We start from the raw sequence: 19314 nt of genomic DNA on the forward strand, positions 1-19314 counted from the left end.
TGCGTGGGAACGCATCCTGTGACGCTCTGCGTCACCGTTGCGCAGAGCCGGGACGCGGAGCGTCCGGAACTGCATTCCCACGCAGAGCGTGGGAACGATCTATCGTCGCACCGCCGCTCCCACATTGGTTACAATCAGCGCCCTCTTCGACTCCCCCAAGGAACCGCCATGTCCGGGCTTGAACTGTTTGCCGCCGCCCTGGGGGTGATCGCTGTCTGGTTGACGGTTAAACAGAACCCGTGGTGCTGGCCCATCGGCCTGGTGATGGTGCTGCTGTACACCTGGATCTTCTTCGATGTGAAGCTCTACTCCGACATGCTCCTGCAAGTGATCTACGCCGCCCTGCAACTCTACGGCTGGTGGCAGTGGACCCGCGCCGGTGAGGTCAAGCAAGGCCGGCAAGTCACCAGCCTGGGCCTGCAACCGATCCTGCAAGGCCTGGCTGTGGGTGCTGTGGGCAGCCTGTTGCTGGGCGCAGCCATGGCCCACTGGACCGACGCCGCCCAACCCTGGCTGGACGCGGCCCTGACCGGCTTCAGCCTGGTGGCGCAGATGTGGATGGCGCAAAAACGCGTGCAGTGCTGGCCGTTGTGGATCACAGTGGATGTGATCTTCGTCGGGCTGTTCCTCTACAAAGGCCTGTACCTCACCGCCGCGCTCTACGCCTTGTTCACCGTGATCGCCGTGCAGGGCTGGCGTGAATGGCGCGCCGACCCGGCGCTGCACGCATGAAGGTGGTGGTACTGGCCGGCCCGGAATCCAGCGGTAAAAGCTGGCTGGCCGCCCAGTTGCAGGCACATTTTGGCGGGGTGATGGTGGGCGAATACGTGCGCGATTTCATCGACCACCACCAGCGCGATACCACCCTGGCGGATATCCCGGAGATCGCCCGGGGCCAGTTGGCCTGGGAAGATGCCGCCCGCGCCGCGCAGCCGGCATTGCTGATCCTCGACACCAACCTGCTGACCAACAAGCTGTGGAGCCAGACCCTGTTTGGCGACTACCCGGCGTGGCTCGACAGCGAACTGCTCGCCCGCCACTACGACCTGCACCTGCTGCTGTCGCCGAAAGACGTGGAGTGGACCGCCGATGGCCAGCGCTGCCAGCCGGAGTTTGCCGATCGCCTGGCGTTTTTCCAGGCCAGTCGTGACTGGCTGGAGCAACATCATCTACCGCTACGGGTCATCCGTGGGGATTGGCAAGCACGCCAGGACCAGGCCTTTTCAGCTGTGGAACAACTGCTGGATTGACCGGCGGGGACGGTTTTCATGCACCGCTCGTTACGCATGGCCCACTTTCAACGCTCTGGCGCGCAGGGCTGAAGACCGGTTATCGGGTCAACGCAGTCCTCTACCCGGGGCACCGGTCAATCCTTAAAAGGAGATTGGCCTATGAACATGCGCATCGTTGCCCGCTTGATCAACTTGCCCGAAGACCGTGGCGTTCGTGTTGAAACCGCCGCCCATCACATCCTGCTGGTGCGTTCGGGTAGCGAGGTTCGTGCCTATCAGGCGGATTGCCCCCACGCCGGGGCGCCCCTGGAGCAAGGCGTGGTCTGTGACGGGAGGATCATTTGCCCGTGGCACAAGGCGGCCTTCCGGGTGGATGACGGCCAGGTCTGCGAGCCGCCCGCGCTGGTGCAGCTCAAGCAGTACCCGGTGGAGATTCACGACGGCGTGGTCAGTGTGGGCGACGAGGCACTGCCCTCGCCCGTTGCCCCGCACACCAACGATTCGCGCTGCTTTATCGTGATTGGCGCCGGTGCAGCCGGTTCGGCGGCCGTGGCCACGCTGCGCCGCAAGGGTTTCAGCGGCCGGTTGTTGTGGATCGACCAGGAACAGGACCCCGCCTACGACCGCACCGCCCTGAGCAAATTCGTCATCTGCGGCGAGATGCCGCCGCAGGAAACACCGCCCTTGCTGGACGAGGCCACCTGCCACGCGTCGCGGATCCACGGCGAAGTGCGCCACCTCAACCCTCAAGCCAAGCGCCTCGAGCTTGCGAACGGTCGCCACTTCGACTACGACGCCGCACTGCTGGCCACCGGCGGCGAAGCCAGGCCGCTGGATGTTCCAGGCACCGTACTCAACAACGTGTTCGTGCTGCGCTCCCGGGACGATGCGGCGCGTATCGTCAAGGCGGCTCAACCGGGCACATGTGCAGTGATCATCGGCGACAGTTTTATCGGCCTGGAAGCTGCGTCCGCCTTACGCAAGCGCGGGTTGACGGTGCAGGTGGTGGGCCGTCACGAGATTCCGCTGGCGGCCCAACTGGGCAAGCGCATCGGTGCCTCACTGCGCCAATTGCATGAAGCCAACGGCGTGATATTCCACACCGCCAGCGAGCCTGCACGCCTGGAAGGCCACATGGACGTGACGACGGTGGTGCTGAAAAACGGCCACAGATTGGCCGCAGACCTGGTACTGATAGGCGTCGGCGTCACGCCTGCCACGGGGTTTGTCGAGGGGCTGGAAAAAGCCGAGGACCAGTCGCTGAAAGCCGATGCCGGTTTGTCTGTCGCGCCCGGACTATGGGCGGCGGGCGATATGGTGACCTTTCCATGGAACGGCCAACCCGTGCGCATCGAACACTGGCGTGTGGCGCAGCAACTCGGGGTGCTGGCGGCGCGCAATATGCTGGGCGCACAACAGGTGTTTGCCGATGTGCCGTTCTTCTGGACGTATCACTTCGGCAAGACCTTTGAACTGCTGGGCCACCCCCGCCACTGGAATCAGCTCCACGTGGAAGGCGACCTGCAGCGCCACGACTTCATCGCCCTGCTCTGCCAGGGCGACGAAGTGGAAGCGGTAGTTGCCTGTGAACATCAGCGGGCCATGGCGCTGCTCTCGCAACGCCTGAAGCACCCGCTGAAGAAGGCCGAGGTGCTGGAGCTGATCCGCGGGCTTTAGTAGCCCAGCGACAACCCGGTATTGCGCCGAGGGTCGTTGGCCCCATAGAAACGGTTATTGCCGACCGGCTTGCCGTCCAGGGACGGCGCGCCTACCAGGATCGCCGCCAGGTGGTTGGCGTCCTGCGGGCCGGCAAACTTGTGGCCCCAGCCTTCGAGGATTTTCTGGGTGTCGGGGCTCAGGGCAAAGCGCTCGATATTGGTCGCCTCAGGCAGCCATTGCTGGTGGAAACGCGGGGCGTCCACGGCTTCCTGGATGTTCATCTTGTAGTCGATCACATTGAGGATAGTCAGCAAGGTGGCCGTGATGATACGGCTGCCACCCGGCGTACCCACCACCATCACCGCCTTGCCATCCTTGGTGACGATGGTCGGGCTCATGGACGACAGCGGCGTCTTGCCCGGAGCAATGGCGTTGGCTTCGCCCTGCACCAGGCCGTACATGTTCGGCACGCCGATCTTGGAGGTGAAGTCGTCCATTTCGTCGTTGAGGATCACCCCGGTCTTGCTCGCCATCACGCCCGCGCCGAACCAGTCGTTGAGGGTGTAGGTCACCGACACCGCGTTGCCCCACTTGTCGACGATGGAGTAGTGGGTGGTGTTATTGCCTTCGTGGGGCGAAACGCCCGGCTTGATGTCCTGGGAAATCCCGGCTTTCTGCGGGTCGATGGCGGCGCGCAGTTTGGCGGCGTAATCCTTGTCCAGCAGGTGCTCGACCGGGTTCTGCACGAAGTCCGGGTCGCCGAGGTAGCTGTTGCGGTCGACGTACGCGTGGCGCATCGCTTCGATCTGGTAGTGCAGGCCCTGGGCCGAGTGATAGCCGAGATCGGCCATCGGGTAGCCTTCGAGGATGTTCATGATTTCGCAGATGACCACCCCGCCCGAGCTCGGTGGTGGCGCGGACACCACGTGGTAGCCACGGTAGTCACACTCGATGGGCGCCAGTTCGCGGGTCTTGTATTTGTCCAGGTCGGCCTGGGTGATGATGCCTTTGCCTGATTGGCTGGAATCCACAATCGCCTTGGCTACCCAGCCTTTGTAAAAGCCATCGGTGCCCTTGGCGGAGATTTCCCGCAGGGTTTTCGCCAGGTCTTTCTGCACCAGCTTCTGGCCCACCAGCATCGGCTCGCCGCCGTGCAGGAAGATGCCGCGCAGGTCTTTGTCTTTCTTGAATTCGTCGGTGGCGGTGTGCAGCAGGTCGACATCGCCCTGCTCCAGGGCAAAACCGTCTTCGGCCAGCTTGATCGCCGGGGCGATGACCTGGGCGCGCTTGAGGGTGCCGTATTTGCTCAGCGCCAGTTCCATGCCCGACACAGTGCCGGGAACGCCGACCGCCAGGTGGCCCTTGGAGCTGAGGTCCGGGACCACGTTGCCGTCCTTGTCCAGATACATGTCGGCAGTCGCCGCCAGCGGGGCTTTTTCGCGGAAGTCGAGGAAGGTCTTGCGGCCGTCGGCCAGTTGCACGGTCATGAAGCCGCCGCCGCCCAGGTTGCCGGCCGCCGGGTACACCACGGCCAGGGCGTAGCCCACCGCCACCGCCGCATCCACCGCATTGCCACCGGCCTTGAGCACATCCACGCCCACATGGGTCGCCAGATGCTGGGCGGTGACCACCATGCCATTTTCGCCAGCCACCGGGGCCTGGGAAGCCGCCTGCACGCCGCTGACAGTCAGCACCAGCGCGGTGGCAATCAAAGTTCGGGTAAACGGTTGGTATTTCATCCCTGGCTACTCTGTTTATTAGAAGAACTCGAAAGTAATACGTTTCCGATCCAAGCCCCAGCGTTATGCCGCGTTTGTGACAGAGCCTGTCGGTAACGGAATAATGCCCATGCTATATTCCGGGCCTTTACGCCGCGCAGCAGAGGCTTTTCGATGGTGATCAAGAAGACCGGTATCCGCGCCCAGCAAGCCGACCAGACCCGCGCGCGGATTCTCCAGGCGGCGGTCAAGGTCTTCACCCGCGACGGCTATTCCGGCGGGCGTGTGGAAAGCATTTCCCGCGAGGCCGACTCCAACGACCGCATGTTGTATTACTACTTCGGCAGCAAGGAGCACCTGTTTGTGTGTGTGCTGGAGCACACCTATGAACAGTTCAACAAGGCCGAAAGCAAGCTCAAGCTCGACCTGACTGCACCGGTGCAAGCGTTGCAGGCGCTGGTGGGGTTTATCTGGAATTACTACGTCAAGCATCCCGAGTTTGTGGCGATCCTGAGCATCGAGAACCTGCACCAGGGCAAGCATGCGAAGCAGTCGGGTGAACTGCGGCGGTTGTCCGGGGAGGCGGTTGGGGTGTTGCGGCCGATCATCGAAGCGGGCCAGGCCCAGGGGCTGTTTCGTGAAGATGTGGACATCAAGCATGTGTACTTGATGATTGCTTCGTTGTGCTACTTCTATAACTCCAACCAGCACACGCTGAGTTCGTTTTTGGGGGAGGATTTGGCGGATAAGACCCAGCAGCGGGATTGGCTGGGGTTTATCAGTGATCTGGTGTTGCGCGGGGTATGCGTGACACCGCCCATCCAACGGTAGAACCTGGATCTAAATGTGGGAGCGGGCTTGCTCGCGAATGCGGTGTATCAGTCAATATACTTGGCGACTGACGAACCGCTTTCGCGAGCAAGCCCGCTCCCACATTTTTTGACCGTGTGAATCAATGGGTACCGGGATTGGCTCGCAGGTGTGCCACGGTTTGCTCCAGGCCTTCCCACTGCGGTGCATGGGGTGCGAAGCGCCCGCGCAGGTATGCGGCCAACTCCGCCACTTGGGTGTTCGACAGGCTGTCCTTGAACGCCGGCATGTAACCCAGATCCCGGGTAGCCGGGGTGCTGATGCCCTGCAAAATCACCTTGATCAGGTTGTCCGGTTGATCGCTGTGCACATTGGTATTGGTCGCCAGTGACGGGCTGACGCCGAACAGCTTCGGGCCCTGTCCGTCGGCATGGCAGGCCTTGCATGAACCTTCGAATACCCGTCGCCCATTGGCATTGGGCACCGTCGCAGCTGCCACCACCTGCGCTTCGGCGGCGCCGCTGTCGTTCAGCGAAGCCAGGTACACCGCCATCGCGCGGATGTCGGTCTTGGGCAGTTTCGCCAGTTCAGTCACGACCGGTCCCATCGGCCCAGTTGCCACGCCATGGGCATCGGAATAACCAGTGCTCAGGTAGCTGAACAATTGGTCTTCGGTCCACGGCGTCGGCGCCTTGGACAAGCCATTCAAGGCCGGCGCTTCCCAACCGTCCACCCTGCCGCCCGCGAGGAACGCATTGCCGCCCTTCTCCGCCCCCATCAGGTTGCGCGGCGAATGGCACGCCGCGCAGTGCCCCAAACCGTTGACCAGGTAAGCGCCACGATTCCATTGCTCGCTGCGCTGTGGCTGCACGCTGATTTCTCCGCGGCGCAGGAACAGCGCATTCCAGCCGGCCATCAACGGCCGGATATTGAACGGAAACTTCATCGCATTCGGCACCGGTGCCTGGCTCACCGGCGCCTGGGACATCAGGTAGGCATACAGCGCCTGCATGTCGGCATCGTTGATATTGCGAAACGCCGTATAGGGAAACGCCGGGTACAGGTTGCGCCCGTCGCGGCCAATGCCGTCGCGCATCGCCCGCTCGAACGCCGGGTAGGACCAGTTGCCAATCCCGGTTTTCTCATCCGGGGTGATGTTGCTGCTGTAAAGGGTGCCGAACGGCGTATGCATCGCCAGCCCGCCGGCATTGGTGGCACCGCCCGGTGCCGTGTGGCACACCGCGCAATCCCCCACGGCGGCCAGCAAGCGCCCGCGCTCCAGGGTGGCCTTGGACCAGGTGCCTGCACTGGGCGGTGCAATCGGGGCAATTTCGCTGTGAAACGGCCACGCGGTAGCAGCCATGCCCAGCACCGCGCCAAAGGCGGCGAACAATGAGCCGAACAACCATTTGCGGCGCTTTTCCGGGGACTTCGCCGGCTCGCCCAGGGTGCCTGCATTCAGCGCCGCCAATACCCGCTCGGGGGTAATCGGCAGCTCGCGAAAACGGATGCCGGTGGCGTCATAGATCGCATTGGCAATCGCCGCCGCGCTGGGCACCGAGGCCGACTCACCGGCGCCCATCGGGGGCTGGTCCTGGCGCGGCATCATCAGTACGTCGATCTGCGGCACTTCCGGGAAGGTCAGGATCGGATAACCGCCCCACTCCTTGCTCGCCACGGTCGACTCTTCAAAGGTCACGCGTTCCTTGAGCACACGGCTGGTGGACTGGATCACATTGCCGTGGATCTGATGCTGCACCCCTGCGGGGTTGATCATCATCCCCGAGTCATGCCCGATCACCACCCGCGTCACCGAGACATCGCCGGTCTGCTTGTCGATGGCCACGTCCGCGACCCACGCCGCCCACGCCGCGCCGAAGCCGGGAAACTTGCTGTGGATGTAGCGCGCGTAGGCAAAGCCCCGACCACGCAGCAGGTGGTCCTCATTCGCGGTTTGCATCGGCGCGGTACGCGGTGCCCAGTTGGCGCGTTCGGCGGTGGATTTCACCAGGTCGATGGCGCGCTCGTCCTTCAGGTAACGCAGGCGGTACTCCACCGGGTCGACCCCGGCGGCAAACGCCAGTTCGTCGATATAGGATTCATGGGCGAAGGTGTTGGGCAACGCCGACACACCGCGCATCCACGAGGCGCGAACGATCGGCGCCATGTCGTTGATGGTGACGCGCATGTTCGCGATGTCGTAGGGCGGGATCGAGGTGCGGTCGCCCATCTCGAACATCGCCGCCACCGGCTCGACCCCGGCCGGTCAACAGCAGCGCCAGGGTGGGCGCGCCGTTGGACGGGTAGCTGGTTTCAAAGTCATAGGCGGCGATGCTGCCGTCGGCGTTCAGGCCGCCGTCGACATCCATCAATTGCGCGGTGCCCTTGGGCTCCCACAGGTGCTCCTGTTCGCGGGTCAGTTGCACCCGCACCGGCTTGCCCACCGCACGCGACAGCAGCACGGCGTCGGCGCATACATCATCGGCGCAGTTGCGGCCGTAGCAGCCGGCGGCCTCCATGCGAATCACGTCGATCGACGCTTCCGGGCATTCCAGCAACCAGGCCAGGTCGGCCCGCAGCAGGTGCGGGTTCTGGCTGCCCGACCAGATGCGGCTGCCACCGGGCTGATAATCCGCCACGCCACAGGACGGGCCGATGGAGCCGTGCATCTGGTATGGCCACAGGTAGGTGCGCGGCATGCGCTGGCTGGCGGCGGCCAGGGCTGCGTCGACGTTGCCCTGGTCGAGCACGGTGCGGCGTACCCGCGGGTTGTCGCGGATTGCCTGCTCCACATCGCTCATGTCCGGCAGTGGGTGGTTCCAGGGTTTCCAGTGCACCTGCAGTTCCTGGGCGGCCTTGATTGCCTGCTCTTCGCGCAAGGCCACCACGCCGACAAAATCACGGATCACCACCACCGCAACAATGCCCGGGATATGGGCGATGGAAGACTCGTCGACCTTCAGCAGGCTGTTGCCGACAAAGTCACCGCAATCCAGGCCCGCATACGGTGGGCGGATCACCCGACCGTGGAGCATGTCCGGCACGCGCATGTCGTGCACGTACGTCAGTTCGCCGGTGGCCTTGCCCGGGATATCCACCCGGGCTGCGCCCTTGCCCACCAGGCGGTAATCGGCGGTGGCCTTGAGCGGTGCATCGCCGCTGATGCGCAGTTGGTCATGCTCGCCCGTCACCAGTTCGCCATAAGTGATGGTGCGCCCGTCTTCGCCGCGGATAACGCCTGCGTCGACCTTGAGACTTTGAGCATTTACGGACCAGCGTTGCGCCGCCCGCGCCAGCAGGAAACGCCGGGCTTCGGCGGCGGCATTGCGCAGCGGAATCGCGGAGATCTGCAAGGTTGCGCTGGCAATGGTCGCGCCCTGGTTCGGCGCACGCTCGGTGTCGCCCAGCACCATGCGCACCTGGTCCATGGTCAGGTCCAGTTCTTCAGCGACGATCTGCGCCAGGGAGGTGCGAATGCCGGTGCCCAGGTCCACGTGGCCGTTGAAGGCGTACACCAGCCCGTCATCGTTCACTGCGATAAACAGCCCCAGTTCCTTGGGCTTGACCGTCGGTGTACCGCCCTTGGCCACCGGCCCCGAAGGTGGCAGCACATCGTCGACGATCAGCAGGACGCCGGCCTTGGCCAGCCATTGGTCACGGGAAGGGATTGCATCAGTCATGGTCATCGATCCACGTTCAAGGCATTTGGCGGGCGGCACGCAGCACCGCGCGGAGGATTTCGATATGGGTGCCGCAGCGGCAGAGGTTGCCCGACAGCTCACTGCGCACCTCGGCTTCGCTGGGGTTGGGATTGCGGTCGAGCAAGGCCTTGGCGGTCATGATCATGCCGTTGAGGCAGTAGCCGCACTGGGCGGCCTGTTCATCGATGAAAGCCTGCTGCACCGGGTGCGGGGTCTGGCGGATGCCGAGGCCTTCGAGGGTGACGATGTTGCGGCCCACGGCACCCGACAGGGGGAAGACGCAGGAGCGTGCAGCCACGCCGTCGATGATCACCGTGCAGGCGCCGCACTCCCCCAGGCCGCAGCCGTATTTGGGGCCGTTGAGTTGCAGGTCATTGCGCAGGATCAACAACAGCGGGGTGTCGGCCATTGCGCTGACTTCGCTGGTGTGGCCGTTGACCTCAAGCGTTACCGTGATGTTCTGGCTGGTCATTCGCTTCGCCCGTTGGATTTGGTGAAGTGTCCACTACATCAAACAGTCAAAAAAAAGCGTCGCGTACCTGGGGTCTCGCGACACACTTGACGGGTGAAGTGGTTACTACATCAACGTAGAGCAAAAACGGTGCCAGAAGATGGATGAATAGCTGTGGCGAGGGAGCTTGCTCCCGCTGGGTTGCGAAGCGACCCCAGAAGATGGGCCTGCTGCGCAGTCCAGCGGGAGCAAGCTCCCTCACCACAGGGGATCGGGGTCAGGTTTGGGGGTCTTCGATCATTTTGCGGAGCAGGAAGAGTACGGCGACGCGTTCGGCGGGGTTTAGGTTGCTCAGGGTCAGTTCGGTGATGGTGGCGGCGCAGGGCACGGTTTGCTGCACCAGGGAGGCGCCGGAGTCGGATAGGTTGACCACGACTTTGCGTTTGTCCTGCGGGTCGGGTTCGAGGGTGATCAGTTCGCGGGCCTTGAGGCGTTCGACGATGCCACGGATGGTCGCCTGGTCGACGGCGGTGGCCTTGACCAGTTCGGTGAGCGAACTTGCACCGTGATCGCGCAGGGCGCACAGGGTGACGAACTGCACGGCGGTGAGCTGGGAGTCGCCGACGTTCTGCTGGAAGATCGCCAGGTGACGCTGGTAGGCCTTGCGCAGCAGGTGGCCGACTTGCTCGGAGAAAACGTAGGAATCAGGCACGGCGGGCTCGGGAAGGCGGTGGTCGATGGGGTGGCATGATGGCGGGGTTGTGGAAATGACTCAAGGATCTCATTGCCGGAACGCGGTTGAAATGTGGGAGCGGGCTTGCTCGCGAATGCGGTGTGTCAGGTGGCGCATGTGTGACTGACGTACCGCATTCGCGAGCAAGCCCGCTCCCACATTGGATTTTTAGTGGGCCAGGGAGGCTTGAGGGGCTACAACGTCGCCGGCGATGACTACGGCCTCATCATCGAGGTAGACGTCGCAATTGCGCAGCGGGATGTCCATGTGGCACGGGGTCTTGCGGGTGCCGCCGACTTCGGTGTTGGGCCCGGTGGAGAACAGAAAGTTGCCGTAGAACGCGCGGGCGTCCATGCACATGCCGTCGTTCTTGTCGTGCAGGCCCATGGCCGTCCATTGCGCCCGTGGCTGCAGGCCCCAGCCGATGTGGGAGATGCCATATACCTCGGGATCGTTGAAGTATTTCATGTAGTCGCGCAGGTATTCGGCCTCGAAACCACCGTGGATTCTGGTAATGAAGCCCTTCTCGATCTCCAGGGTGATTTTCTCCCGGGTGTAGGTCTTGAACGGCAGCAGGATGTCGCCGATATCCAGCACCAGCACGCCCTCTGCAGTTTCTTCATTGGGCCAGGAGAACAGGAAGCCGCTCGGCCAGTGGTCCCAGCGTCCCGGTTCGTCGGCAAAGCCGTATTCGGTGACGGACGGGTATTGCCCCAGCGCCGCCCGGAAATCACTGCCGGCGCGGGATTTGACGTGGATCGAGCGGGCTTTTTTCAGCAGCTCTTCAGCGGCCAGCACGCGCACTTTGTCCTCTTCGGTCGGCAGCATGCGCGCCAGCACTTCCGGGGGTTCCACCGCCAGCAGGATGCGCGTGCCGGTCTTGAGGATCTGTTCCTGCTCCGGCGAGTGCAACAGCATCATGGTGTCGACGATCAGGTCTGCCGCTTCCAGCGCCCGCTGCGCCGCGATATTGCCCGTCAGGGCAGTGTCGCCACAGTAGGCGGTCATGTCATTGCCCATCGCCCGGGGATGGTTGAACGACGGCAACTCCACCGCATACACCTTGGCCCCCAGGCGCTGCGCCGCGTCCATCGCGGCGCGCACGGTGCGCGGGTCGGAGTAATGGCTCTTGAGCACGGCGACGCTCTGGGTCGGGTCGACCTTCGAGAGCTTCAACACGTGCTCAAACATCTGGGTCAGTTCGCAATCACTTACCGGCATTTCCTGTCTCCTCAGCTGCTGCACCAAGATCTTGCAGGGCGCTTCACTCTAGTGCGTCTTTATAGCGTATACGCCAATTAATCACGATAAGAACTGATTTCAGCATGGACTGCAAGCACCACGCCAAAACGTTACGAATCCACACAAACCCAGTGATATAGGGAGATAACCGGTTACAGGGGATCGATATGGCCAAAAAAACAATTTTTCAGGCGTGGGCTTTTCATTTGAAAAAATGAGCGTATACACTTTAAAAACCTTGCGGACAGACGCCGCCGGCCATTATTCGAAAAAGAGGACCACGCCCCATGGGAAGCACACAAAAAATCGCAATCGTCGGCGCCGGCCTTGGCGGTGCCGCCGCTGCCACCCTGCTGCAACAGGCAGGGTTCGACGTGGACATCTACGAGCAGGCGCCGGAGTTTTCCCGCCTGGGTGCCGGGATCCACATGGGCCCCAACATCATGAAAATCTTCCGCCGCATGGGCATCGAAAAACAGCTGGACCTGATGGGGTCGCACCCCGAGCACTGGTTCAGCCGCGATGGTGAAACCGGCGACTACCTGTCACGCATTCCCCTGACTGGCTACGGCGCGTCCTACATCACCGTGCACCGCGGCGATCTGCACGCGCTGCAGATGTCCACCCTCAAGCCCGGCACCCTGCACTTCAACAAGCGCCTGGAAACCCTTGAAGAAACCGATACCCAGGTGCGCCTGACTTTCGCCGACGGCGAGGTAACCTACGCCGACATCGTGATCGGTGCCGACGGCATCAACTCGCGCATTCGTGAAGAGCTGCTGGGTGCCGAAAAACCGCTGTACAGCGGCTGGGTCGCGCACCGTGCGCTGATCCGTGGCGACCAGTTGGCCAAGTACGACCTGAAGTTCGAAGACTGCATCAAGTGGTGGACCGAGGACCGGCACATGATGGTCTACTACACCACCGGCAAGCGCGACGAGTACTACTACGTCACCGGCGTGCCGCACCCGGAATGGGACTTCCAGGGCGCCTTCGTCGACAGCAGCCGGGAGGAGATGTTCGACGCCTTCAAGGGCTACCACCCGACCGTCCAGGCCCTGATCGAATCCACCGAAAGCGTGACCAAATGGCCGCTGCGCAACCGCAACCCGCTGCCGTTGTGGAGCCGTGGTCGCCTGGTATTGCTGGGCGATGCCTGCCACCCGATGAAACCCCATATGGCCCAGGGCGCCGGCATGGCCATCGAAGACGCCGCGATGCTGACGCGCTGCCTGCAGGAAACAGGGATCGGCGACTACCGCACCGCGTTCGAGCTGTATGAAGCCAACCGCAAGGAACGCGCGTCCCGGGTGCAGGCCGTGTCCAACGCCAACACCTGGCTGCGCACCCAGGAAGATCCGGACTGGGTCTACGGCTATGACCTCTACGCCCAGCAACTGAAATCGGGGGTGGCGGCGTGAGCAGCTTTCTCTATGGCGGCAACGTCCAGGCCAATGGTATCCGCCAGCATTACCTGCGTTACGGCGGCAAGGGCCCGGCACTGATCCTGATTCCCGGCATCACCAGCCCGGCGATTACCTGGGGTTTTGTCGCCGAACGCCTGGGTTTGCACTTCGACACCTACGTGCTGGACGTGCGCGGTCGCGGCCTGTCGTCCACCGGCCCGGAGCTGGACTACAGCGCCGACACCTGCGCCGATGACATTGGCGCGTTTGCCGACGCCCTGAAGCTCGACAGCTATCACCTGGTCGGCCATTCCATGGGCGCGCGGTTTGCCGTACGCAGTGCGGTGCGCCATCCACAAGGTGTCAACCGCGTGGTGTTGATCGACCCGCCGATGTCCGGACCGGGTCGCCGCGAATACCCAAGCAAACTGCCGTGGTACGTCGATTCGATTCGTCAATCCCAGGTCGGCATGGATGCGGAGGCGATGCGCGCCTTCTGCGCCACCTGGACCGACGAACAACTGCAACTGCGCGCCGAATGGCTGCACACCTGCTACGAGCCGGCGATCGTGCGTGCGTTCAATGACTTCCATACCGTCGATTTCCATCAGGACCTGCCTCACCTGGAGGCTCCTGCCCTGCTGATTGTTGCCGGACGCGGCGGTGTAATTCAGGCCGAAGATGTCGCGGAAGTCCGACAGTTACAGCCGACCCTACAGGTCGCCCATGTGCCAAATGCAGGACACATGATCCCCTGGGACGACCTTGAAGGCTTTTTCGCTGCCTTCGGCGACTTCCTCGGCCAGCCCCTGACTGCATAACGGAGACCACCATGCTCAAGCCTTACCGCATCGGCCAGATCGTGCCGAGCTCCAACACCACCATGGAAACCGAGATCCCGGCGATGCTTAACGCGCGCCAGGCGATCCGCCCGGAACGTTTCACCTTTCACTCCAGCCGCATGCGCATGAAGCAAGTGCGCAAGGAAGAACTGGCGGCCATGGACGGTGAGTCCGACCGTTGCGCCATCGAACTGTCCGACGCCAAGGTCGACGTGCTGGGCTACGCCTGCCTGGTAGCGATCATGGCCATGGGGCTGGGTTACCACCGCAAGTCCGAGCAACGCCTGCGCAAGGCCACCGCCGACAACGACGCCAACGCCCCGGTGATCACCAGCGCCGGCGCCCTGATCGAAGGCTTGAAAGTCATGGGCGCCAAACGCATCGCCATTGTTGCGCCGTACATGAAACCGCTGACCGAACTGGTGGTGAACTACATCCGCGAAGAAGGCTTTGAAGTGGTGGACTGGCGCGCCCTGGAAATCCCCGACAACCTCGAAGTGGCCCGCCACGACCCGGCCAACCTGCCGGCGATTGTTGCCGGGATGAACCTGGAAGGTGTCGACGTAATCGTACTGTCGGCCTGCGTACAAATGCAGTCGCTGCCCGTGGTCGCGAAGGTCGAAGCCCAGACCGGCCTGCCGGTGCTCACCGCCGCCATCGCCACCACCTACGCCATGCTCAAGGCCCTGGACCTGGAACCCATCGTCCCCGGCGCCGGCGCCCTCCTGTCGGGAGCCTACTAAAAACGCTTTTGTGGCGAGGGAGCTTGCTCCCGCTGGGGTGCGAAGCGCCCCCCAAAAAAACAGGCCTGCTACGCAGCCCAACGGGAGCAAGCTCCCTCGCCACAAGGTTATGTGCACTGTCCATTACCGAGGACTGAAAGATGAGCGAACAATCCGCCGACGCCAACTACCAGGGCGTCTGGGGTAACCGAATCGGCTTCGGCAAAAAATCCGCCCTGCTGATGATCGACTTCATGCAAGGCTATACCACCGAAGGCGCGCCACTGTTTGCCCCCGAAGTGCGCATCGCCGTGGCCGAAAGCGTCGAGCTGCTGGCCTGCGCCAGGCGTCACGGAATCAGCGTGGTGCACACCAATATCCGCTACCATCCGGGCCATTTCGCCGACGGCGGTATCTGGGTAAAAAAGGCCCCGGTGATGAAAGACATGGTCGAGGGTAACCCCCTCGCCGCCTTCTGCACCGAAGTGCTGCCCCTGGCCAATGAAGTAGTCATCACCAAACAATACGCCAGCGCGTTTTTCGGCAGCAGCCTGGCCCCGATGCTGCACGCCCAGGGCATCGACACCGTGGTGCTCGCCGGCTGTTCCACCAGCGGCTGCATCCGGGCCACCGCAGTGGATGCGGTGCAACACGGGTTTCGTACCATCGTCGTGCGCGAATGCGTCGGCGACCGCCACCCGGCGCCCCATGAAGCCAACTTGTTTGATATCGACAGCAAGTACGGCGACGTGGTGAGCAAGCAGGAGGCGATGAGCAAGTTCAAGGAGCAATAACGCGTCAACAGGAACCACGACAAAGAGCGTGGTCCGGAAAAAACTGAGCGCCCACGCTGGAATGCAGTCGAATGTGGGAGCAAGCCCGCTCCCACACTTGATCACCTCCAACAGGGCCACCTCAGTCTTCTGTCACTGCCTTTGGAAGTCGCTTTCACAGCACTCCGAAGTGCTGAAAAAGCGGCCGTATAAAAACCATAAGTCACCGCCAGGAGACACCCCAATGCCCATTGCGAATGCAGCGCCCGCGACTACGGTCGCCGATCCGGTCCACACGCTCTACCACAAGATCACCTGGAAGCTGATTCCGTTCCTGTGTTTCTGCTACCTCGCGGCCTACCTGGACCGCATCAATATCGGCTTCGCCAAACTGCAGATGCTCGACCAGCTGCACTTCAGCGAAACCGCGTTCGGCCTCGGTGCCGGGCTGTTTTTTGTCGGCTATATCATCTTCGAAGTCCCCAGCAACCTGATCCTGGAAAAGGTCGGGGCGAAGATCTGGATCGCCCGCATCATGATCACCTGGGGCCTGCTGTCGGCCTGCACCATGCTGGTCACCTCCACCACCCAGTTCTACATCCTGCGGTTCCTGCTGGGTGCGGCCGAAGCCGGGTTTCTGCCGGGCGTGCTGTATTACCTGACCACCTGGTTTCCCACCCATCGCCGGGGGCGGATCATCGCCCTGTTCATGATCGGCCTGCCGCTGTCCAGCGTGATCGGCGGCCCGTTGTCGGGCTGGATCATGGGCCACTTCGACAACATGGCCGGCCTGCGCGGCTGGCAGTGGCTGTTCCTGATCGAAGCGGTGCCCAGCGTGCTGCTCGGTGTGTGGACCTTCTGGGCGCTGCCCAATACCTATCAGCAAGCCAAGTGGCTGTCGCCGGAAGAAAAAACCCTGCTGGAAAGCGAGCTGCGCAAGGACGACGCCGACGGTGCCGGCAGCAAACACAGCTTCCGCGACGGCTTCTTCAACCTCAAGGTGTGGATGCTCGGCGGTATCGACTTCTCGATCCTGCTCAGTGCCTATGCCATGGGGTTCTGGATGCCCACATTCATCCGCAACGCCGGGATTACCGACACTTTCCACATCGGCATCCTCACGGCCCTGCCCAGCGTGGCGGCCCTCTTGGGCATGCTGCTGATCGGCGCCAGCTCCGACAAACACCGCGAACGCCGCTGGCACATCATCGTGCCGTTCTTCATCGGCGCGGCGGCGATGGCTACCAGTACGTTCTTCACCCATAACGTGGTCGCCACCGTGGCGCTGTTTGCGATTGCCTCGGCGGCGATCATCGGTGCGGTGCCGGTGTTTTTCAGCCTGCCGGCGACCTTCCTGAAAGGCACCGCAGCGGCCACCGGCTTTGCCCTGGCCTGCTCGCTGGCGAACATCGCAGGCCTGGTGAGCAACTCGCTGATGGGCGTGGCGATTGACGTCACCGGCAGCAGCGTAGGGGCCTTGTGGTTTTTTGCCGGCTGCCTGATTCTCAGCAGCTTCCTGGTGATCGCCTTGCCGGCGAAGCTGGTAAACCGCTAACAACAACAATTTTTCGGGTGAGTCTCCATGCAAGGTTTCATCAAGCGCTGTGCCCTGCTTGTCGCCGTGGGCCTGTGTGCCGGTACGGCGCAGGCCGCAGAAAAGGTCATCTTCGACACCGACTTCAACGTGCTCAACGATGACGGCCAGGCCTTTATCATGCTCGCCCAGCTGCACGGGCAAAAACGCATCGACCTGCTGGGCATGACCCTGGTCAGCGGCAACGCCTGGGTCGACCAGGAACAGGTCGACGCCCTCAAGGCGGTGGAACGCATGGGTGTGGAGAAGGAAGTCGGCGTGTATTCCGGCGCCGCCTACCCGCTGCTGCATGACTACGCCACCTATGAGGCGGAAAAAGCCCTGTTCGGTTCCGGCTGGCCGGGTGCGTTCAAGAACCCGCGGCCAACCAGTGCCTCACAACTGGTCGCGCCACCGGACGGCCTGGCGACCCACACCAGGCTGCGCAAGGAAACCGCCGCCCAGTTCATCGTCGACAGCGTACGGGCCAACCCCCACGAGGTAACGATCCTGGCGGTCGGCCCACTGACCAACATTGCCCTGGCGATTCGCTCGGCGCCGGACATCGTGCCGCTGATCAAGCGCATCGTGTACATGGGCGGCGCGCTGGAGATTCCGGGCAACACCACGCCGGCGGCGGAGTTCAACTGGTGGTTCGACCCGGAGGCGGCGAAGATCGTGTTGCGCTCGCCCATCGAACACGTGATTTTTCCCAACGATGTCTGTGAGAAAGTCACCTTCGACAAGTCGGTGTATGAGCGGGTGATCGCACACAAAGGCCCGATTGCCGACCTGTACAAGCACGAGTTCGGGCCACTGTTCGCCAAGGACCCGGCTTACCACAGCTTCACCTGGGACAGCCTGCCGGCACTGTTTCTCGTGAACCCCGGGATCGTCACCGAATCCCGCGAGCTGTGGGTGGACGTGGATGCCACCTTCGGCGCCGACTATGGCCGGGCACTGGGCTACAAGAAAGGCGCGCCGGTCGGCACGCAAAAGGCCAAGGTGGTCTTCGCGGTGGACCAGAAGCAGTTCTGGGACGGTTATGTAGGGTTGGTGACACTGCCGACGCCGGTCAACATCTTCCGCTGAGTGCGCCGGAACTTGAGGGGCTGTGGTTTAATTGCGCGCCGTTGCCCAGCCCTTCAAGGAATCCGTTGTCGATGAATCAGCCCGCCACCAAAGTCCTGGTCATTGGCTACGTCTGGCCAGAGCCTCGCTCCTCGGCGGCCAGCGGGCACATGATGCAGATTCTGGAGAGTTTCCTGGCCCAAGGCTGGGACATCACCTTCAGCAGCCCGGCGGTCACCGGCGAACACAAGGCCGACCTGCCCGCCCTGGGCATTCGCGAATGCGCGATCGAGTTGAATAACAGCAGTTTCGACGCGTTTATCCAGCAATTGGCTCCGGATATCGTGCTGTTCGACCGTTTCATGATGGAAGAACAGTTCGGCTGGCGCGTGGAAAAATCCTGCCCGAATGCTCTTCGGGTGCTGGAAGCATCCGACCTGCAAAGCCTGCGGGACGCCCGCCACCAGCGCCTCAAGGATTTCCTGAAGGCGCACCCCGAAGCTGATGACTTCGACGCGCTGTTCAGCCGGGACCTGGCCGCCGAATTCGATGACATGGCCGACACCGACCTGGCCAAGCGCGAGATCGCCGCGATCTACCGCTGCGACATCAGCCTGATGATCTCCGACGTGGAAATCCAGTTGCTGACCGAACACTTCAAGGTGCCCGCTGCCCTGCTCCACTGGTGCCCGTTGATGCTGGCGCCGCCCACCGAAGCCTTTGCCCCCTTTGAGGACCGTGCCCACTTCCTGAGCATCGGCAATTTCCGCCATGCGCCGAACTGGGATGCGGTGTTGTGGATGAAGAACAGTGTGTGGCCGCTGATCCGCCAGCAACTGCCCGGCGCTCAACTCCACGTGTACGGCGCCTATACGCCACCCAAGGCCACCGCGCTGCACAACCCGGCCCAGGGCTTCCACGTGATGAATTGGGCCGAGGATGCATTGCAGGTCATGAGCGCTGCGCGTATCTGCCTGGCGCCACTGCGCTTTGGTGCCGGGATCAAGGGCAAGCTGGCCGACGCGATGCTCTGCGGCACACCCAGCGTTACCACACCGATTGGCGCCGAAGCCATGGGCGAACCGTGGCCCGGCGTGGTCGAACACAGCGCCAGTGCACTGGCGGCTGCGGCGGTTGCGTTGTATCAAGACCCGCCACGCTGGACCCAGGCCCAGGAAGATGGCCGGCAGTTACTGGCCCGCCGTTACGCCCACGACCTCCACGGCCCGGCCCTGGTGGAGCGCCTGGAGCAGTGCCGCCGCCAGTTGGCCGAGTACCGTCGGAACAATTTCACCGGCAGCATGCTGCGCCACCACCTGCACAAAAGTACCCAGTACATGGCGCAGTGGATCGAGGCGAAAAACCGTACGCTGTAGACACA

At 62.8% G+C, this 19314-nt stretch carries 15 protein-coding genes and 1 pseudogene; 11 read left to right on the plus strand and 5 right to left on the minus strand.

Annotation, left to right across the window (positions count from 1 at the left end; translation table 11 throughout):
• Positions 1-168: 168 nt before the first annotated feature.
• From pnuC to QF039_RS13750, 3 genes are all read left to right on the plus strand, one after another.
• Positions 169-732 carry a nicotinamide riboside transporter PnuC gene (gene pnuC / locus QF039_RS13740; RefSeq protein WP_003215352.1) on the plus strand — a complete coding sequence of 188 codons (564 nt, stop codon included), beginning with the start codon at positions 169-171 and terminating at the stop codon, positions 730-732.
• Positions 729-1250: an AAA family ATPase gene (locus tag QF039_RS13745; RefSeq protein ID WP_102605001.1), complete on the plus strand. Its 522-nt coding sequence runs from the start codon at positions 729-731 to the stop codon at positions 1248-1250. Before pnuC ends, QF039_RS13745 begins: the two co-directional genes overlap by 4 nt.
• A 141-nt stretch (positions 1251-1391) precedes the next feature.
• Positions 1392-2909 carry an FAD-dependent oxidoreductase gene (locus tag QF039_RS13750; protein ID WP_307518854.1) on the plus strand — a complete coding sequence of 506 codons (1518 nt, stop codon included), beginning with the start codon at positions 1392-1394 and terminating at the stop codon, positions 2907-2909.
• Here QF039_RS13750 and ggt read toward each other — a convergent pair.
• The gene (gene ggt / locus QF039_RS13755; protein ID WP_003215346.1) at positions 2906-4630 is read right to left on the minus strand and encodes a gamma-glutamyltransferase; all 1725 of its coding nucleotides are present in this window, start codon (positions 4628-4630) and stop codon (positions 2906-2908) included. The two genes, QF039_RS13750 and ggt, sit on opposite strands and share 4 nt — an antisense overlap.
• A gap of 153 nt (positions 4631-4783) precedes the next feature.
• On the opposite strand from ggt, the gene QF039_RS13760 reads away from it, so the two are divergent.
• Entirely contained in the window at positions 4784-5440 is a 657-nt protein-coding gene (locus QF039_RS13760; protein ID WP_003215344.1) for a TetR/AcrR family transcriptional regulator, read from the plus strand.
• A 121-nt stretch (positions 5441-5561) separates the two neighbouring features.
• Here the strand turns inward: QF039_RS13760 and QF039_RS13765 are convergent.
• From QF039_RS13765 to QF039_RS13780, 4 genes and pseudogenes are all read right to left on the minus strand, one after another.
• Positions 5562-9099: pseudogene (locus QF039_RS13765) on the minus strand (molybdopterin cofactor-binding domain-containing protein).
• 16 nt (positions 9100-9115) lie between these two features.
• Positions 9116-9592 carry a (2Fe-2S)-binding protein gene (locus QF039_RS13770; RefSeq protein ID WP_307518856.1) on the minus strand — a complete coding sequence of 159 codons (477 nt, stop codon included), beginning with the start codon at positions 9590-9592 and terminating at the stop codon, positions 9116-9118.
• Positions 9593-9848: 256 nt separating this feature from the next.
• Positions 9849-10283, minus strand: coding sequence for a MarR family winged helix-turn-helix transcriptional regulator (locus QF039_RS13775; protein ID WP_307518858.1), 435 nt, complete (start codon positions 10281-10283; stop codon positions 9849-9851).
• 189 nt (positions 10284-10472) lie between these two features.
• A complete protein-coding gene (locus QF039_RS13780) occupies positions 10473-11525 on the minus strand; it encodes a 2,5-dihydroxypyridine 5,6-dioxygenase (protein WP_177042246.1) in 1053 nt (350 codons plus the stop codon).
• A 308-nt stretch (positions 11526-11833) separates the two neighbouring features.
• On the opposite strand from QF039_RS13780, the gene QF039_RS13785 reads away from it, so the two are divergent.
• From QF039_RS13785 to QF039_RS13815, 7 genes are all read left to right on the plus strand, one after another.
• Entirely contained in the window at positions 11834-12967 is a 1134-nt protein-coding gene (locus QF039_RS13785; protein WP_003215332.1) for an FAD-dependent monooxygenase, read from the plus strand.
• Entirely contained in the window at positions 12964-13773 is an 810-nt protein-coding gene (locus QF039_RS13790) for an alpha/beta fold hydrolase (RefSeq protein ID WP_178902932.1), read from the plus strand. Before QF039_RS13785 ends, QF039_RS13790 begins: the two co-directional genes overlap by 4 nt.
• An 11-nt stretch (positions 13774-13784) precedes the next feature.
• Entirely contained in the window at positions 13785-14537 is a 753-nt protein-coding gene (locus QF039_RS13795) for a hypothetical protein (RefSeq protein WP_003215329.1), read from the plus strand.
• Between the two features lie 140 nt (positions 14538-14677).
• Entirely contained in the window at positions 14678-15310 is a 633-nt protein-coding gene (locus tag QF039_RS13800) for an N-carbamoylsarcosine amidohydrolase (RefSeq protein WP_003215327.1), read from the plus strand.
• Positions 15311-15533: 223 nt separating this feature from the next.
• On the plus strand, positions 15534-16844 hold the full coding sequence (locus tag QF039_RS13805) for an MFS transporter (protein ID WP_307518863.1): 1311 nt from the start codon (positions 15534-15536) through the stop codon (positions 16842-16844).
• Positions 16845-16871: 27 nt separating this feature from the next.
• Positions 16872-17954: a nucleoside hydrolase gene (locus QF039_RS13810; RefSeq protein WP_008436139.1), complete on the plus strand. Its 1083-nt coding sequence runs from the start codon at positions 16872-16874 to the stop codon at positions 17952-17954.
• Between the two features lie 71 nt (positions 17955-18025).
• Positions 18026-19309: a glycosyltransferase gene (locus tag QF039_RS13815; RefSeq protein ID WP_307518866.1), complete on the plus strand. Its 1284-nt coding sequence runs from the start codon at positions 18026-18028 to the stop codon at positions 19307-19309.
• Positions 19310-19314 lie beyond the last annotated feature (5 nt).

This window comes from Pseudomonas sp. W2I6 (assembly GCF_030815935.1).
GTDB lineage: Bacteria > Pseudomonadota > Gammaproteobacteria > Pseudomonadales > Pseudomonadaceae > Aquipseudomonas.